Here is a 17,627-nt window from a genome sequence, read left to right on the forward strand (position 1 = left end):
AACCTCACCAACTTTTTTATTAGATAACAATGTTCGAAATATTACGAAAACAATTTGAAACCATAGTTAATCTTAATGATGATGAATTTGAAATAATTAAATCACATTTTACTGAAAAATCATTTGCTAAAAATGAATATGTATTTGTAGAAGAAGATTATGTTGAAAATTGTTATTTTGTGGTAAATGGAATTTTAAAATTGGTATTTGTAAATGATTTAGGCAAAGAATTTATTTTTTCTATTGTTAATGAGAATCGTTGGGAAAGTGATTTTACAGCTTATTTTACCAAATCAAAAGCAACAATGTATTTAAAGTGTGTCAAAAGCACACATCTTTTTTGCCTTTCGCTGACAAACTATAATAAGTTATGTAGCGAATTCCCTAAAATGCAAAGTTTTTTCCACCAAAAATCGACGTTAGGATTTATAACAACCCAACAACGCTTATTGTCCTTTCTCACAACAAACATTCAACAGCGATATGAAATGATGTTGAAAAATCAACCAGACTTACATAATAAAATTTCTAAAACATTACTTGCATCTTATCTTGGAGTATCACGAGAAACATTAAGCAGGTTAAATTCAAAAAAAAGTGATGTAAATCACAAAACATAGTTTGATTACATTTTAGTTTTGCTAAATAACCTTAAAAAAAATAAAATGGAAAATCAAATTCACAACTTAATTAAAAAAGCATATTTAGCTTTTAATTCAAGAGACATTTCAACTGCATTATCAACATTTCACGAAAATGTAGAGTGGCCAAAAGCATTTGAAGGAGGTTACGTAAATGGTCATAAAGAAATAAGAGAATATTGGACGAGACAATGGACTGAAATTGATGCAATTGTTGAGCCAATTAGTATTATTGAAATATCTAAACAAAAATATGAAGTTAAACTTCATCAATTAGTGAAAGATTTACAAGGAGAAATTTTATTTGACGGAATAATTAAACATATTTTTACAGTTAAAGATAATTTACTTTCAAGAATGGACATTGAACTTGATTAAACAATAATTAGGTTTAAACTAATCTAAAAAGATAATCAACGACCCCTAACAGCAGCTAATTGAAATTGCTGCTTATGTGGTCGTTGAAACTTACTTTTTTCATAACTTCTTTTCCGGTCACCGAAAGTTCTCGGCTCCAAAATTCCGCAACTTCGTTTAGCTACGAACATTTATCTATAATTTATTGCAGAATCAAGAATCTAGTAATGTTTCGAACTTAAGGTTCCAAGTGATTGTATAACAGTATTTTAAATTTGTTCGCAAAATTGATGCACCGATTCTGCACCCAGAATATAGTTGCTCCATTTTGAATATTTTATTATGGCAAATATCATTCTAAGACAGTTTCGAACTAAGGCTCGCCAGCAATTGATTTTACTGAGTTTTTAGTTTTGAAAAACACCATGTGCCACGATTTTGCCACAAAACGTTTAATAGAAATTCGTGACATTTTTTAATTATAAAATTATGTTTTATTTGAGACTAACGGGAGAATTTTTGAACCTTTTATTGATGAATATAGAAGGTAAGTGCCATTAAATAAATAATTTAGTTGTTTAGTTGATTTTTCTATCACCCCAATAATGTATAGATGGAGGAAGTACTTCATTATTTTTTCCTAATGTAAAAAACATACCATGCGGAATTCTTTTGTTTCTCTTCATATCATCACTTAATTCGAACAGTAATTCACTTGTCGTAGTTATAGTTTTATCAATTAGCCATAGAGCAGAATATTTAATTGTCATCTTTTCATCAGCAGTGACTTCAACTATTTCAGGAAAATTAGTTTTAAAAAGATCTGTAGACATAAATTTTGCTTTACACTTCGTATCTTTTATATTTATTGACAATGTAAATTCACCAATATCTGTACTAGTGTGAATTAGGTGGGATCTGTGTTGAATTAAGGGATAAACGAAGCATTTGTCAAATTGTTCCATCACTTCAACCATTTCTTTACTGCAGTAAGGATAATTTTTTTTAATATTGCTGTCATATTTAAATAAATTCCATTTTGGACTTTGCACAATTGTTTGTGAATGGCAATAATTTATTATTCTAAAGATATAGTCAAATATGGAACATAGATGGTAAATCATACTGTCAAATATCGAGTAAACTTCTAGAATAGCTCTACGCTCAAAAGCGATGAATTCTATATTATTTTCAAAAAAATCGCTAAGATTATTTTTATATCTTTCGTTTAACTCAAACTCAACTCGATCATGATATTCTAATAATAATTGAAAATGGAAACTTGCGCTTGTCAATTTGTACATTACATTATCTCTTAATTTAAAGATTTCATTATCCGTTATTAAATCATTAATATAATATTTATAGTCCATTGCAACCGCAATAAATCTATTGTTTAATAAATTGATTCGTTCTGAGAGTTTTCTAAATTCTACTAATGGATTTACAATGTCTTTTTCTTCCATTTTTTTATTTTAAAAAGTTTATCATTTCTTGGGTTTTACCAGAACTGATTAACTGAAGTTTTTCACATTCATTATAACATTCGATAAGTGACTTTTTCATTGATATTAAATTAGTTTTCCAACTTGGTTTCAAATGCTTTTGCCATAAACTGAGTGACAATTCATCAGTAAATAATTCGTCCTTATTAAGACTAAAATTTGCAATATCAATAAAACGTTTAGCATCTTCTTTTTCAAGTAGATTATCTGGATTTGACCATTTACAATTAGTGAATGCATCAGAATAAAAACATAATTGTTTTAGATTATCTAATGTTTGAGGATGATCTGAATTTTTATCAACGATTTTTTCTAAATCATGAATAGTTGTACCACCATTTAAAATTAATTCGGGTGCGATCCACATGTTGTTTTTATCAGTATGTTTTCTGTACGATTTCCAGAGATTATTTATTTCTTTTAAATCATCTTCCAACAATATAGATCGCAGTATTGAAGGTTTTCCTGACTCTTCTATGGATAAAATAGCTAATGCTGTAGCTCTTGCAAATCTATTATTGTCATATAGTAAAACAGCATCATCAAGTAATGATTTTGCATTCTTATTGGCTGTTTTTATTCCTTCAGATGCTTTCTTTAAGTCTAATTTCTGTTTGAATTGTTGCTTTCTCATTGTATATGTTATGTAGATTTTACTTTCTGTAAAATTATATGGATTTCTTGTTTAAAAATTCGTAATATTTTATTTACAACAATGTTGATGGAAAAAGACATTACATTAACTACTATTTTTAATCAGATTTCTTTGCAATAAACACTTTTAATTTCATTAAATAGCAGGAAACAAATACTTGTCAACGAACCCATTAAATTTTCCAAAATGTCATAGTAACTGTCGAAAGCATCATTTTTTGATTCAATCTCTAAAAGTCTAATTGCATCAATTGCGTCTTTGGATTGAAAAAATGAAGATATAAAATCAATTTTTTCGCTATCAGGCTTTCCATTATTCCAAAGACCTGATTTCTTCAAAATCTTTTCGATAAATAACGGTTTTTCAATAGTTTTCCCACCACAATGGACGATTAAATGTCGAAAATGCTCTATTAAAATTATTTCAAAGTTTAAATTTTTGTTGAGCTTGTTATTAATTTCGAGATTTTTATATTGAGGAAAGATTGTTCTAAATCTATTCAGTATACTGTCGGGAATGTCTTTTTTTATTTTTGCCTGTGCTAAAAAGTACGTGTAATCTTTGTTGCTAAGTTCGGACAAAACTATATTGCCATAATCTTTAAGGGGCCAACTATTAATGTCTTTGTAGCCTATATAGGCATAAAGTTTTATAATAAATTCTCTAAAAATTTCGAAAGATTCTGATAGTATCCACTGATATTGTTTATTTTTCTGAAGGATTATTTGTTTAATATTTTCATCAATTGTGCTTTTAATATAATTATATCTAATAATTTGGCCACTTTTTGGATCTTCAATAAAAAAGAAATCTGTAGAATGAGAAAAATTATTGTTTCCAATTACTTTTAATGTTTTTTCTTTTTTTTGATTTAATCTGTTTATTTCATTCACAGCAATCTCCTTCATTGACCTTTTGGCTATTGTAAGCTGTTCCAATTTACAAATATATTCGTCAAATATTTCTTCTAGCTCCATACTTTTAAAATTTTTTCTTTACTTCTCAAAACCTACTCTAAAATTTTATTTAATACTTTAAAATTAGATATTATTTTAAAAGCGAAACTATAAACTTAGTGCGCAGTCTTTTTGCGTAGCTAGTAAGCTGAGATAAAATTTTTAATGTCTCGAATCCCAGGTAATCTTATTTTGGTATGTTAGCAAAAAAACATGTAATTAAACAATGTTTTTCATAGCTCAAACTGTGGAAGATGTAGATAAGAAAAAAATAGGGTTAATTTGATTTAATTTGATATTTTTGCTTTGAAGAACTATCATAGCATTTATTACATTTATAAGCTGTTTATGGCAATCTGACAAAAAAAGAAAGCGCACGATGCCTTATTCCCTTAAGCTTAGAGCTTTAAATGTCAACTGCCTTTAATTTGTAATAATTGTAAGAGTGACAAAATATTCCAAACAGCATAATTTCAGACTAAAATTTCAACGAAATGGCAACTAATCCGATCTACATAAAATCTTTAAACCTAAAAAATGTCAGAAGATTTGAAGAGGTAAATATAAATTTTCTAAAAGAAGACGGCGTGCTTCCGCAATGGACACTGATTCTGGGAGACAACGGAATCGGAAAAACGACTTTACTGCAGAGTATCGGATGGATGAAGCCACTTGTTCATAATGCCAGAGATTCTGAAGGCGAAACACTTAAAAAAGAAAATATTGAGCCCTCGATAAACAATGAAACCAATGAAACCTTGGAAGAATTGGTAAATAACAACAATTTTTCATCGGCGAGAATTCATGCGACTTTCATAGCAAACTCAAAGATTAATGAGAAGGCTGATCTGCCGAATGAAAAAATATGCACCTCCGAAATAGAAATTGAACTTGATGGTGGCAAGAAGCTTAAGGACGTTAAATTATTATTTGACACAAATGCAGAGGAAATTTTTTTCGAGGATGAAGTTTTGATTCTCCCTTACAGTGCGTCCAGACGTCTGGGCAAAAGCAATATCTACGAACCTGATCTGGCAGACCCATTTCTGCTGTTCAGTTTTGATGATACCAAACTTTTTGACATTGAAGAGATTCTCCATACAGTCAATTACGCTTCACTGGGCAGTGACAAGAAAGAAAGCGCCAAGCATAAAAAGTATAGAAGCACTGTCTTGGACATGCTCAAATCAATGCTGCCCTCACACGATGAAGTGAAAAATATAGAAATTTCCGTGCCTAAGATCGTAAACAACGTTCTAAGGGCTGGCACTATAGAAGTTGTGTACAAAAACAGAAAAAGAGTTGCGTATTCCAATCTAAGTCTTGGGTATAGAAGCGTGCTTGCACTCAGTGTCGATATTTCATGGAGGATGTTCAACAGCTATCCAAATTCAGAGAATCCTCTGGCAGAGCCTGCCATTGTCCTGCTGGATGAAATCGATCTTCATCTGCATCCGCTATGGCAGAGAGAAGTAATTGAAAAACTGTCCCTGAATTTTCCCAACGTACAGTTTGTAGCCACTGCGCACAGCCCGCTTATCGTGCAATCGGCAATTAATGCCAATTATGAAATTGTAAAAGATGCAGATGGCAAGGTCATAGTGATCAGCGATACTGAAAATATAGAGGGATGGCGTATAGACCAGATTCTCACCAGCGATTTTTTTGGACTATCGACATCACGAGGACCGGAGATTGAAAAAAAGATAGCACAAAGAAGGGAGCTTTTAAAAAAAGGAAATCTGAACGAGACGGACAGTAAGACCCTTCGGGAATTAAATGAAAAGATATATGATCTGCCTGTTGGAGATAATAAAGACGAAATTGATGCAATGTCGGTGCTTCGAAATTTTGCAAAGGAGTTAAATCAGATTAAAACGGGTAAAAATGATAAGAATAAATAAAACTGCATCAGCTCCGCAAAAACTAACCGATGAAGGTTCAAATCTGAAAGATGCTTTACAAAGAGATTATGCAGCTGATCCGCTGCTTTATACCTCAAGGGCTGGAGTAGGCAACAATTCCTTGACAAAAATGCCTTTTGATACATCTGTTTACGGCGATCAAACCGTAAAGGATCTTCTCATTTCAGATCAGAACGAGAAGTGCTGTTTCTGCGAGGCGAAATTTTTGGACAACAGTTATGGGGATGTGGAGCATTTCAGGCCAAAGGGGGCCTATAAAAAAGCAGGAGCAAACAAATTGACTTATCCAGGCTATTACTGGCTGGCTTATGAATGGAGCAATCTTATGTTTTCATGCGAAAAATGCAACCGGTCATTCAAAAAGAATGTTTTTCCGCTAAGCAATGAAAACACCCGAAAGCCCTTCCATAACCATCCGAATGCCCTTGAAGATGAAGAAAATCTGCTGATAGATCCCTCTGCCGAAGATCCACGTGACCACATCGTTTTTAATGAAGAGGTGCCTATAGCGGTAAACGGCAGCAATAAAGGAACTAAAAGCATTGAGGCGTACGGTCTTGAAAGGATGAACAACACGCGAATTGAATATTTAGTAATGCTGGACCTGGCACTTACTTGCAGTCAGATAGATATTCATGATGATGAAGAATTGCAGGCCGCCATGCGTGCTTTTAAATGCTCGCGAAACGAAGTGATAGCTAAAATTAACGACTCATTGAGACTTGCCAATACCGCAGCTAAGGACTCCGCTAAATTTGCCTCTTGCGTGCGAAGCAAGTTTCCACACCTTCCTACGGTTTAAATATATTTGTTAAGCAGGGAGGCTGCAAGAGATTTTCCGGAAGTGGTCAGGCCTGGATTTTGGGGAAAATCTGTCAAGAGATTAAGTTCATCTTTAATTGAGCATATGCGCATATCGATGAATGAAACTGCTTCACAGGTGAAAGCTTTCAGCCGCATTAAGGTTTCGTACATATCAAGGACGGCGCAGAAAACAAATAATCCGTGAAGAACGCCTTTTACTGGCCTGTTTTCATCCCTCCAAGGAGAATAGAAAGTTTCTGCAGTATCCAGAATTGCGAGCTCTTCATGTTTTTCAATCAGAGTCAGTTTTAGATGCATGGCCTCATGAACAATAGATTCGGCAACCCGAAGGCTTGAGATTTCAGAGGAGTCGGGACATATAGTGACAAATATCGAAAAAGCAATCTTGGGATCGCTGTGGCTGGTGTCTATTTCAGGATCATGTTGCTCAACGATCTGGATGTTTTTCACGATCTTCACTAAAAAAGACTGCAGATTTTCAATAGTACCCGCCAGCGCGAATGCTTTTGAAAGTTTTTCTTTTGCATCATTGCTGTTCAAAGATTCTTTTTGGATCATTTCGAGACCGCAGGAATCATAAAACGGATCCATCTGCTGCTGCGGCATTTCAAGCTGTGTTGATACCGAAGCGTCTGACTGAAAGATCAAAATCTTATCGCTGTCAGGTAGGCTTGCGTCCCAAAACAAAGCTCTTGCAGTCGAATAGTTCGAAGGCCAGATATTAAGCCTGCCGAATTCCGTCCACTGGTACTCTATAAGGTCTTCCGTGAGACTGTCTTCCCACAGCGGATAAGGAGATGCGATAAACGCATTTATTTTATGCTTAAGGGACATAGGTTTTAAACAGTTTTGAAAGTATAGACAAGAGTATATCTGGAATAATTGCGGACAGCAGAAACGGCGTGATATGACCGGGGCGATATTTCAAAACCAAAAGCGGTATTATTGAGAGGCATCACTAGCTTGGCAAGATCTTCCGGATCAGAAGAATTGAAGATCATCAAAAAGCCACCATTATCTTCATTCCAGCCTGGGTTTATCTGCAGCACCATTCTATGGGTTTCCTCCCCTCCAATAAAGTCATTGTGGACTCCTATCTTGTGTCCATTGATCAATTTGTGGGCTGTGATTCCCGATATTTCCAAATTATCCGCATCAAAGCATGCGGACATCTTTTCTTTGATAATATTTATCGTGCCGATAGAGGAAAGGGGCTTAAGGTTTTTGGGAAGTTCAACATCGAACAGGCTGAATTCAAACTGCGTGTAAAAATCCATTTCGGTAAGTCCCCACGAATCGGTTTTTTCAAACCAATCAAAAAGTTCTTTCTCCAAACCGCCCTTCAGTACATCTGTACAAGAAAAATGGGGGAAAGGGAGCATTTCAGATTCTATGCTGTTCAGGCTAATATGGGCTGGTTTCTGCATCTTTAAGCTGTTTTTCTATGATTTCCTGCATTGCGCTTATCAGATAAAGCTGATCGGCGCAATAGATTGAAGGGTTGTTAAAGCCGGTGTCTTCCTTCCAGCGGTGCAGCATCATTCCCCCGCCGCATATATTCAAAACTGGGCAATTTAGGCACTGCTCGCATGCGGGCTTCTGCATACTGCGATATTCACGGAAAATTTCGGAGGATAAGAACTCAATAAGATTTCCATCCTTAATGTTTACCGTGCTGGAAAATTTGTCGGCGCCGTTGTAAGAACTCTTCAGGGTGTCATTTTTCATTACCGTCCCATCGGTATCTATGATTATGATTCCGAAATCGGTAATTCCCATCCCTTCTTTAGATACGACCCCGCCCAATAAAGCTTTGAGCATATCATCCAGAATTCTTATGGGAAGGGGATCAGGATCTTTTAAATATGACTTAAGCAATTTCGCCATCCAAATGCCGTATTCTACAGAATCGGATGTGCCTTTTCCAGCAGGCAGCTTTGAGTGGTTTCCGTCCTTGTAAAGAAAATCGACACTGGCCGGCGCCAGTTTTCTAAAAAAGCTGTAAATCTCTTTAGGATCAGATTCTACGTCAATCACGGCCAATAATCCAGCATTCAAAAATGCTGCATCGCGATGATTCTGCAGTTTGCGTATACCCTGCATAACTTTATGGTATGTTCCTGTGTTGGCGTGCGTGACCCTGTACTTGTCGTTTATTTTTTCCGGACCATCCAGACTTACTGCAACGCTGGTTCTATATTGCGAACAGATATCCAGGAGTTTTTCGCTAATCAAAATTCCATTGGTCTGTATGCTTATCGGATATTCTTCCCCAAGCACAGAACGAAGTGAGCTCAGAAGAAATTCCAATCTTTTTTCGCCAAGCAGGAAAGGCTCGCCTCCATGCAGGACAATGCTGAAAATCTTATCCTGAATCTGGGTTATGCTTTTCAAAGAGGAAACAATCCCCAGGATTGTCTGGTCAGAAATAAGTTTTTCCAAACGCGACCAGTTGTCATCCCCCATATTATATACATAGCAGTAACTGCAATTTATATTGCATCTGCTTGCTACTTTAATCAGGATGGTATCAAGTTCAGGACTTTCTATATACTGGAAATCCAAAATACTATCTGCCGCGGTTATGGCGGTTATGGGTTCTGTTGTAGGCTGTTACGTTATTGTTTTTCTCGATTTTAACTTCCTCTATAAGCCTTCTTAAAACCGGATTTGGAATGTTTTCAATTTTGATATTAACGCTTGGTGTTTTTGCCTGGATATTCATATTCGGATGAATTTTATGGTTTTTGTATTTTAGAGAATAAAAATAGTATGCAAATGTATTGAAATGATATGAGTAAGTGATCTTTGTTTTGTATTTATTTTAATTTCCGCAATGATTTTTATCAAAAGCATTATATTTTTTAAAATAATACAAATAAAATAGAAAAGCTTTTTTTTTTGGGATATTTTGATTTAAATTACTGTTTATTAATGTTTTGACTTTAATAGGTAAGCTTTTCTATCTTTGTTAATAATATAAGCACTGCATTTGATTTTATGCAGTGCCACCGCTGCTGGGTGCAATGTAAGCATCAATTTTTTTTAGAGCTTGAATTTGCGGCAGCTGGGTTTTTATTTTTCGCTCTGCATGTTGAAAATTTTATGAAAAATATTACAGAAATAGTTTTATATTGGACTAAAATAATTTCACCTAAAACAAACTGCAAACCAAAATCCATATACAAAAAAAGAAATGATAAACCAGTTAAAATTTGATGAATTCCTAAGGTCTGTATCTATCAGTAAAGACAACACCTATTCGCTGTTTTTAGGTGCAGGCTGTTCTATCACTTCAGACATACAATCAGCTAACGACTGCATCTGGGAGTGGAAAAAAATTATATACAAGAGTAATAACCCTCACGTTCAGGACTGGATCGAGAACTACAAAAGCGCAAAGACGCAGGAGGTAATTCAGAAATGGCTGGACAATCAGGGAAATAATGTCGAGAAGGGTGATGTTGAGGAATATACTTTCTACGCAAAGAAATGTTTTCCTATTGAAGAAAACAGACGGCAGTACTTTCAAAAAATATGCTCCAATAAAAAACCGTCAATCGGATACAGGACCATTCCCCTGCTTGTGATGCAGGGTATGCTGGATTCGGTATGGACAACCAATTTTGATGATCTGATTAATGTGGCCTGCATCGGAGGAGGAGTGCAGGGAATCGATATCTCTTTGGATACTGTGGGCAGGATCAATAAAAGAAATCAATCCAGGAATGAACTTCCAATTATAAAGATTCATGGGGATTTCAAATATGGCGAATTGAAGAATACGTCCGATGAGCTTCAGGAGCAGGATGAGACCCTGCGAAACAAACTCCTTGAGTATCTATCGGACAAAAATCTGATTGTAATGGGCTACAGCGGAAGAGACCTATCGGTAATGCAGTCATTAAAAGATGCCTATTCAAAGCCGGGAGCAGGAATACTATTTTGGTGCGGCTACGGGAATAATCCGTCTGAAGAAGTTAAAGAGCTGCTGACATTCATAAAAGCCCAAGGCAGAAGCGCTTATTTTGTATCTACAGACGGATTCGACAATACCATGCTGAATCTTACAAAGCATGTGATTGAAGATGACAGCTCCTTAAAAGAACAATTTGCAGAACTAAAGAAAGGCATTGCAAAAGCGGATGAATTCACGCCTTTTTCACTTAATCCGGATAGAATAAATAAAGTATTGAAAAGCAACTTATTTCCTGTAGCTTTTCCAAAGGAAGTTTTTGTATTCAATGCGTCTTTAAGCGATAATCCTTGGGATTTATTGAAAGAAAGAACCTTAAGCGATTTTGACATTTCAGCAGTGCCATTTGGAAAAGACATTTGGGCTTTTGGAACGGCGGCTGACGTATATGAGAGATTTAAAGACGTAATCAAAGGGGAACTGCAAAGAAAACCCCTTACGGATGTGACGCTTCATAATCACAATATGAAGTTTCTGCTGCTTTCATCGCTTTGCAAACTGCTTGCCAAAACGCATAATCTAAAAACAGATTTCAGAAATAAAATATGGGATGAGGCGGCGATAAGGATATTCCAAGGCAAGAAAGTCTTTAATGCCATCAAACTGGATCTGGTAAAAATTCAGGGACAGTACTATTTATCGCTTAATCCGGATTTTCAGGCCCAGGATCCAAATGTTTCCCGAGAAGCCAACCAGCTTATCGGCATGGAGTTTTTTCATAAGATATGGAATGATAAGTTCAATGAGTATGTCAATATGTGGAGAGGCAAGCTGCTCAAGACGACGTCATACGAGCTTCCATTAGCTTCCGGCACAGGATTTCTGTTTAAAATTTCAAAAAATCCAGTTTTTACAACCATTTGCGATTTAAGCGTAAACTATCACAATGAGCACGATATTCCTGAAAACATGATAAAGCTCAAAGGCGTCCAGTTTAAGGAAACAAGCCTGCTGTTTTCTAGCAATCATGGCGATAAGGAAGTCAAGGACATTCATCCCATGAGGGGACTGGTGAATCACAGCCCTTTTGACAAAGGTCTCAGCACTTTCCAAAGTTCGACCATAAATCTCGGGGTGATATGTCCTCAGGCGGATTCAGATAATTTCTACAAATTTTTAAACAAGCAAAATCAGGAAATTAGAAACCCAAACGTAAAAGATCAATATGTAGTGGATTATAAAGGATTCCATTCCACTTATGGCATTAGCCTGAACATTCCGACCATGGAATCATCTAATTGGGAAATGGCCAATGAGCCTGTAAGCAGAAATCCAAAAGATATCATACATGAAATCAAGAATATCATATGCGATAGGATTAACAGATTGTGCTCTACAGGCGGACAGAAAACTGTAGTAATTTTCATTCCCAAACGATGGGATAATTTTCTGCATTACAGCGATGAATTCGAGACTTTTGACCTACATGATTATCTTAAGGCCTTTTGTACAGAAAAGAGAATCACATCGCAGATCATTAGAGAAAAGACCGTAATTGATACGGCTTTGGAATGCCAGATAAACTGGTGGCTTTCGCTATCGTATTTTGTAAAGTCGTTCAGAACACCTTGGGTGATCGAGAATACAGACAAGACCACTGCTTTTGCAGGAATCGGTTACAGCGTGGAGAGCAAGAAGGATGACAAAGGGCACATCATTCTGGGCTGCAGCCATATTTACAGTTCGAACGGGGAAGGACTAAAATATAAGCTTACAAAGGTGAACGATAAGATTGAATGGATTAAAAAGAAGCCCCATTTAAGCTATGATGACGCATACGAGTTTGGAAAAAACGTCATTAATCTATTTTATGAATCTATGAATGAAGTTCCGAAAAGGGTAGTGATCCATAAGAGGACGTTTTACACCGAAGATGAGAAACAGGGAATTTTAGACAGTCTCTATGATAATAAAAAGATTGAAAATGTAGATCTGATTGAAATCAATTTTGAGGAAAATATTCGTTATGTTTCAAGTAAAATAATTGACAGGGAAACAAAAATAGATGGTTTTTCGGTATCTAGGGGAACGTGCATCCTTTTAAATGATAGAGAGGCATTACTTTATGCGCATGGGGTGATCCCATCGGTAAAAAATCCAAATTACAATTTTTATCCAGGCGGGCGTTATATACCAAAACCTTTAAGGATAATCAAGCATTATGGAAAAGGAAGCCTAGAGCAGATCGCAAATGAAATATTAGGACTAACAAAAATGAATTGGAATTCTCTTAATATGTACTCTCAGATGCCTGCAACCATAGATTCTTCAAACAAAATCGCGAAAATTGGAAAATTAATAGCCAACAGGGATAAGGTTGAATACGATTATAGATTTTTTATTTAGTGCGGAATATCTACTATCTTATTTCATTATTTAATATGAGGATTTATGTTATTAAAATCCCATTTTATGCCTCGGCAGATTAATTTCATGCTCCTGCGGATAAGGCTGGCGGTGTGTGCTGCTGACATCCTGTTTGATATTGTGCTGTGTGGTATACCTTTTTTCCGAATCCGAATATCTGGGATCGGGAATAAAGGGCATTTTTGCCATTCTGGAAATGGTGATGGTCGGAAAATGATAGTCGATTTCGACGGTTCCCAAAAGCAGGTAGCAGCCGCCTCCCTGAAAAGGATTCTGGACGAGACTGTCAGGAAAATGCGCCGTATCGAAATAGGCTCCTTCATGATCGATCCATGTCCCGAAATACATATTGCCCCTTTTGGTCGGCACCTGTTTGGTTGAGATCAGGTAAGCCAGCATGCGGACCTGTTTTTTATGATATTTTAATAAATCCCTGACCATCACGTCCCCGCGGTGTTTTGTCTGCAGCAGATCAAAAACGTTGCAGGATACAGGGAAATTCAAAAGCTCTATCTCATCAAAGGCATCCTCAAATACCGAGCGCTCCAGAACAGGCAGCTTAAATTCTTTTGCGGGCTGTTCAATGAGCATAAGCCCGCGGTTTTCAGGCTTGAAATTATTCATCAAAAGGCTGACCTGCACCAGCAGCTGGTTTTTGGTTTTTCCCGTATAGCGGAAAGCGCCTATAAAAATAAGCACCTTTATATTCTCAATGCCCATGGGAACCCTGCTAATGAAATCCTCCAGTGATTTATAAACGCCGTTTCTTTCTCGTTCAAAAGAAATGAACTGCGAGAGTTTGGAATCCAGACCCTGCAGATGCATGAAACCCAGATAGATATCGCTGCCGTAAAGAGCCGTTTCATATCCGCTTTTGTTAACGCAGGGAGTATGGATAACGGCGCCGGCCATTCTGGCTTCATGCACATAGATTTCAGTTCTGTAAAACCCTCCCTGATTATTGATCACAGCAACCATAAATTCAACAGGGTAGTGCACCTTCAGGTAAAGGCTCTGGTAGCTTTCAACGGCATAGGATGCCGAGTGCGCTTTGCAGAAAGAATAGCCTGCAAAGGATTCTATCTGGCGGTAGATTTCCTGGCTCAGCTCTTCGGGATGCCCTTTTGCGGCGGCTGAAATAAAGTAATCATCCTTTACCTTCTGAAGTGCCGCTTTTGAGCGTCCTTTACCCGACATGGCACGTCTTAAGATATCTCCGTCGGCGGCTGAAAGCCCGCCGTAATGCAGGGCAATTTTGATCACGTCTTCCTGATACACCATAATGCCGTAGGTTTCTCCGAGCTCCTTTTCAAAAACCGGATGGAAGTATTCAAATTTTGACGGGTTGTTATGGCGGAAGATATATTCCTTCATCATTCCTGACTGAGCCACTCCGGGACGGATGATCGATGATGCCGCCACGAGGGTTTTGTAGTTGTCGCATTTCAGGCGGCGCAACAGTCCGCGCATGGCCGGGCTTTCAATGTAAAAACATCCTATTGTTCGTCCCTCGGCAAGATACACGTTTGCGGACTGTTCGTTTTTTGATAATGAGGTATCCCGAATATTGATTCGAAGGCCTCTGTTTTTCTCAATTAGTTTTACCGTATCATCAATATGACCGATGCCTCTCTGGCTGAGGATATCAAATTTTTCAAATCCGATATCTTCAGCTGTGTGCATGTCAAAGAGCACTATGGGAAATCCTTTTGGAGGCATTTCCAGCGGGGTGTAATTGGTCAGCGGTTCTTCCGAGATCAGGATCCCGCAGGAATGCATGCTGCGCATATTGGGATATTTCTCGAGCATCATGCCGTATTCCTGAACCAGCTTGACAATAGAATTGGGCTGATGGAATTTCATGGGATTTTTGGCCAGCAGGTCAAGCTCATCTTTGGGAAGTCCGAATACCTTGCCGACCTCTCGGAAAATGGAGCGGTATTTGAATTCCACATTGGTGCCGCAGAAAGCTACGTTCTCATAGCCGTAGCGGTCGAAGATGTATTTCAGGATCACATCCCTTTCCTTCCACGACCAATCGATATCGAAATCGGGAGGGCTCTTGCGGTTTTCATTCAGGAAGCGCTCGAAATACAGGTCAAGTTCCAAAGGGCAGATATCTGTAATTCCCAGACAATAGGCAATTATGCTGTTGGCGCCCGAGCCCCTTCCGATATGAAGGAAACCGCGGCTGTTGCTGTAGCATATGATATCCCAGGTAATTAGAAAATAGCCGCTGAATTCAAGGTCATTGATGATCTTGAGCTCTTTCTCCATACGCGCTTTTGCCTGGTCATTATGTCTTCCGTACCGCCATACCAGACCTTCTTCAGCAAGGGTGGTTAAAAGAGCAATATCCCCTTTTTTATTTTTGGTGTAATATTTTTTGTTTTTCGGACTCTCGAAATCATATTTAAAATTACAGTGCTCGATGATGTATCGGGTATTCTGGATGATCTCGGGATAATCTTTATACAAGGCGATAATTTCAGCTTCGGGCATCATCATATTCGATTTTCTGCAGCAGTCCTCAGGTCCGAGTTTGGACAAAAGCTCATTGAGGTCAACGGCTCGCAGGATTCGGTGCAGGTTGTATTCCCTTTTGGTACGAAATACCACCGGCTGCAGGATAACCATTTTGGAAATCTTCTTTTTAAGTTCTGGCATAAAAAGCCTGCCGAGCTGGTCAGGCTCAATGCCGATAAATTCGTTTTCGTCGAGCTGTACAGGCGCATTTTCCAGCGTATAGATAAAATATACTGATTCAAAAGAAGGTGCCTTTTCCGGCAGGGGATTTCCGCTGAAATTATGATTGGTCAGAAAGCGGTTCATCCGGGCAAGCCCTGCAGCATTTTGGGCAAGACTGATATATCGCAATTTGTGCCTGCATCGGAATTCTATCCCGACAAGCGGTTTTATGCCTTGAGCCTGGCAGCCTTTTATAAAATCATAAATCCCTGTTACGGTGTTGATGTCGGTCAAGGCTGCTGCCGTGACACCGCAGTCCGCTGCCTGTTTTATCAGATCATCCAGGGGAATAGTACCGTAGCGCAGGGAATGATAGGAGTGGCAGTTGAGAAACATGATTTATTTTTTGCGTTTTAAAATTTCGTCTTTATTGTTGGGTTTGAAAGATGCACCGGCGCATCTCATCACGGCATCAAATCCGTAACGGGTCTTCATTTTGTCCATAGCCTGATAAAGGGAAAGCATTTCTTCGGTATCATTGAAAAGGTCAATCTGATAGGTCCCCCTGACAAGGCCGCTGAAGCGCACTCCGATCAGGCGCAGCCTCATCCGGCGCTGGTAGAGTTTGGTAAAGAGATCAGTGACGGTCTGGGTCAGAAGATGATCCGCTGAGGTATACTGGACTCTGGACTGTTTGGTTTCGGTATCAAAATTGGCGTATCTTATCTTGACGGTCACCGTTGAGGTGAGCCACTGCTCGGCCCGCAGCTGATAGGCCAGTTTTTCCACCATGCCCTGAAGGATCCTGTTTAGTTTTAATACATCAATGGTGTCCTGGGAAAAGGTATGTTCTGTTGAAATTGATTTTCTTTCCGTGTAAGGCTCCACAGGATTGTTGTCAATTCCATTGGCTTTTTTCCAAAGCTCGGTTCCGTTTTTGCCAATCATCTGCTGCAGGGATTCGGCAGGCATTTCAGAGAGTGTGCGGATGGTGCGGATGCCGATGCGGGAAAGAAGCTCAAAGGTTTTCTGGCCGACCATCGGGATTTTTCTAATGGAGAGCGGATTTAAAAAAGACTGCACCAGATGCTCGGGAATTTCAAGGTTCTGCTTCTGTTTACCTTCACCGGTGCCGATTTTCGATACGGTTTTGTTGACCGAAAGCGCAAAGGTTAGGGGAAGTCCAGTTTCTTTGGTAATGCGCTGGGCGAGCTCATCGGTCCATCTGTAGCTGCCATAGAATTTATCCATGCCTGTGATGTCCAGATAAAATTCATCGATGCTGGCTTTTTCCACCACAGGCGCTTTTTCCTGAATGATCTCTGTAATGTCATGGGAAAGCCTGGAGTAGAGTTCCATGTCGCCTTTCATGATTTTTGCCTGAGGGCAAAGCTTCATGGCCATGTGAATCGGCATGGCCGAGCGCACGCCGAATTTTCTGGCTTCATAGGAGCACGAAGCCACAACGCCTCTCTCACCGCCTCCAATGATAAGCGGTATGCCGTTAAGTTCAGAATTTGTGAGTCTTTCGCAGGATACGAAAAACGTGTTCATGTCGATGTGTACAATAGCCCGGCTCATAATCTTAATCATTTTATACCTGTCAAAATTAGTACAGATAGCGACAATTTTTAAAAATAAAATGTTCTAAATAATAACAAAAATAAAAAAACCTTATTTTTCGGGGCATAAAAAAAGCACCCAAATCGGTGCTTTTTTCCTTTATTAAGAA

Annotated in this window: 14 protein-coding genes; 5 read left to right on the forward strand and 9 right to left on the reverse strand. The window is 38.0% G+C overall.

Annotation, left to right across the window (positions count from 1 at the left end):
- Window positions 1-29 precede the first annotated feature (29 nt).
- Window positions 30-620: a Crp/Fnr family transcriptional regulator gene (locus tag RT99_RS13900; RefSeq protein ID WP_042565347.1), complete on the forward strand. Its 591-nt coding sequence runs from the start codon at window positions 30-32 to the stop codon at window positions 618-620.
- Window positions 621-665: 45 nt separating this feature from the next.
- Window positions 666-1,019: a nuclear transport factor 2 family protein gene (locus RT99_RS13905; protein ID WP_042565348.1), complete on the forward strand. Its 354-nt coding sequence runs from the start codon at window positions 666-668 to the stop codon at window positions 1,017-1,019.
- Window positions 1,020-1,576: 557 nt separating this feature from the next.
- Here RT99_RS13905 and RT99_RS13910 read toward each other — a convergent pair.
- The 3 genes from RT99_RS13910 to RT99_RS24735 form a co-directional block, all read right to left on the reverse strand.
- The gene (locus tag RT99_RS13910) at window positions 1,577-2,464 is read right to left on the reverse strand and encodes a hypothetical protein (protein ID WP_042565349.1); all 888 of its coding nucleotides are present in this window, start codon (window positions 2,462-2,464) and stop codon (window positions 1,577-1,579) included.
- A gap of 4 nt (window positions 2,465-2,468) precedes the next feature.
- The gene (locus RT99_RS13915) at window positions 2,469-3,137 is read right to left on the reverse strand and encodes an AbiV family abortive infection protein (protein WP_052483684.1); all 669 of its coding nucleotides are present in this window, start codon (window positions 3,135-3,137) and stop codon (window positions 2,469-2,471) included.
- Between the two features lie 122 nt (window positions 3,138-3,259).
- Window positions 3,260-4,135 carry a hypothetical protein gene (locus tag RT99_RS24735; RefSeq protein ID WP_052483685.1) on the reverse strand — a complete coding sequence of 292 codons (876 nt, stop codon included), beginning with the start codon at window positions 4,133-4,135 and terminating at the stop codon, window positions 3,260-3,262.
- A 473-nt stretch (window positions 4,136-4,608) separates the two neighbouring features.
- Between RT99_RS24735 and RT99_RS13925 the strand changes: the two genes are divergently transcribed.
- Window positions 4,609-6,018, forward strand: a complete 1,410-nt coding sequence (locus RT99_RS13925) for an AAA family ATPase (RefSeq protein WP_042565350.1) — start codon at window positions 4,609-4,611, stop codon at window positions 6,016-6,018.
- On the forward strand, window positions 6,002-6,841 hold the full coding sequence (locus tag RT99_RS24740; protein ID WP_052483686.1) for a hypothetical protein: 840 nt from the start codon (window positions 6,002-6,004) through the stop codon (window positions 6,839-6,841). Before RT99_RS13925 ends, RT99_RS24740 begins: the two co-directional genes overlap by 17 nt.
- On the opposite strand, the gene RT99_RS24745 is transcribed toward RT99_RS24740, so the two are convergent.
- The 4 genes from RT99_RS24745 to yhhA are packed head-to-tail and all read right to left on the reverse strand — an operon-like array spanning window position 6,838 to window position 9,589.
- Window positions 6,838-7,698: an HEXXH motif-containing putative peptide modification protein gene (locus RT99_RS24745; RefSeq protein ID WP_052483687.1), complete on the reverse strand. Its 861-nt coding sequence runs from the start codon at window positions 7,696-7,698 to the stop codon at window positions 6,838-6,840. The two genes, RT99_RS24740 and RT99_RS24745, sit on opposite strands and share 4 nt — an antisense overlap.
- 5 nt (window positions 7,699-7,703) lie before the next feature.
- A complete protein-coding gene (yhhC, locus tag RT99_RS13940) occupies window positions 7,704-8,291 on the reverse strand; it encodes a cyclophane-containing peptide 2OG-Fe(II) oxygenase YhhC (RefSeq protein ID WP_042565351.1) in 588 nt (195 codons plus the stop codon).
- Window positions 8,269-9,429, reverse strand: a complete 1,161-nt coding sequence (yhhB, locus tag RT99_RS13945; RefSeq protein ID WP_165587207.1) for a cyclophane-forming radical SAM/SPASM peptide maturase YhhB — start codon at window positions 9,427-9,429, stop codon at window positions 8,269-8,271. Before yhhB ends, yhhC begins: the two co-directional genes overlap by 23 nt.
- A 4-nt stretch (window positions 9,430-9,433) precedes the next feature.
- On the reverse strand, window positions 9,434-9,589 hold the full coding sequence (gene yhhA, locus RT99_RS25355; RefSeq protein WP_165587208.1) for a YhhA family cyclophane-containing RiPP: 156 nt from the start codon (window positions 9,587-9,589) through the stop codon (window positions 9,434-9,436).
- 471 nt (window positions 9,590-10,060) lie between these two features.
- Here yhhA and RT99_RS13955 point away from each other — a divergent pair, with 471 nt between their 5' ends.
- Window positions 10,061-13,186: an SIR2 family protein gene (locus tag RT99_RS13955; RefSeq protein ID WP_042565353.1), complete on the forward strand. Its 3,126-nt coding sequence runs from the start codon at window positions 10,061-10,063 to the stop codon at window positions 13,184-13,186.
- 51 nt (window positions 13,187-13,237) lie between these two features.
- On the opposite strand, the gene RT99_RS13960 is transcribed toward RT99_RS13955, so the two are convergent.
- Window positions 13,238-16,291, reverse strand: coding sequence for a DNA polymerase III subunit alpha (locus RT99_RS13960; RefSeq protein ID WP_042565354.1), 3,054 nt, complete (start codon window positions 16,289-16,291; stop codon window positions 13,238-13,240).
- Between the two features lie 3 nt (window positions 16,292-16,294).
- Window positions 16,295-17,476, reverse strand: a complete 1,182-nt coding sequence (gene dinB, locus RT99_RS13965; RefSeq protein ID WP_207384895.1) for a DNA polymerase IV — start codon at window positions 17,474-17,476, stop codon at window positions 16,295-16,297.
- Window positions 17,477-17,627: the final 151 nt, after the last annotated feature.

This window comes from Flavobacterium sp. MEB061, from assembly GCF_000834715.1.
In the GTDB taxonomy this organism is placed as follows: Bacteria; Bacteroidota; Bacteroidia; order Flavobacteriales; family Flavobacteriaceae; genus Flavobacterium; species Flavobacterium pectinovorum.

Excerpts from the sequence above, each read along its gene's own strand:
- yhhA (WP_165587208.1), bottom strand. The coding sequence starts at position 9,589 with ATGAATATCCAGGCAAAAACACCAAGCGTTAATATCAAAATTGAAAAC.
- RT99_RS13900 (WP_042565347.1), top strand. The coding sequence starts at position 30 with ATGTTCGAAATATTACGAAAACAATTTGAAACCATAGTTAATCTTAAT.
- RT99_RS24740 (WP_052483686.1), top strand. The coding sequence starts at position 6,002 with ATGATAAGAATAAATAAAACTGCATCAGCTCCGCAAAAACTAACCGAT.
- RT99_RS13960 (WP_042565354.1), bottom strand. The coding sequence starts at position 16,291 with ATGTTTCTCAACTGCCACTCCTATCATTCCCTGCGCTACGGTACTATT.
- RT99_RS24735 (WP_052483685.1), bottom strand. The coding sequence starts at position 4,135 with ATGGAGCTAGAAGAAATATTTGACGAATATATTTGTAAATTGGAACAG.
- dinB (WP_207384895.1), bottom strand. The coding sequence starts at position 17,476 with ATGAGCCGGGCTATTGTACACATCGACATGAACACGTTTTTCGTATCC.
- RT99_RS13915 (WP_052483684.1), bottom strand. The coding sequence starts at position 3,137 with ATGAGAAAGCAACAATTCAAACAGAAATTAGACTTAAAGAAAGCATCT.
- RT99_RS13905 (WP_042565348.1), top strand. The coding sequence starts at position 666 with ATGGAAAATCAAATTCACAACTTAATTAAAAAAGCATATTTAGCTTTT.
- RT99_RS13955 (WP_042565353.1), top strand. The coding sequence starts at position 10,061 with ATGATAAACCAGTTAAAATTTGATGAATTCCTAAGGTCTGTATCTATC.
- RT99_RS13910 (WP_042565349.1), bottom strand. The coding sequence starts at position 2,464 with ATGGAAGAAAAAGACATTGTAAATCCATTAGTAGAATTTAGAAAACTC.
- yhhC (WP_042565351.1), bottom strand. The coding sequence starts at position 8,291 with ATGCAGAAACCAGCCCATATTAGCCTGAACAGCATAGAATCTGAAATG.
- RT99_RS13925 (WP_042565350.1), top strand. The coding sequence starts at position 4,609 with ATGGCAACTAATCCGATCTACATAAAATCTTTAAACCTAAAAAATGTC.
- RT99_RS24745 (WP_052483687.1), bottom strand. The coding sequence starts at position 7,698 with ATGTCCCTTAAGCATAAAATAAATGCGTTTATCGCATCTCCTTATCCG.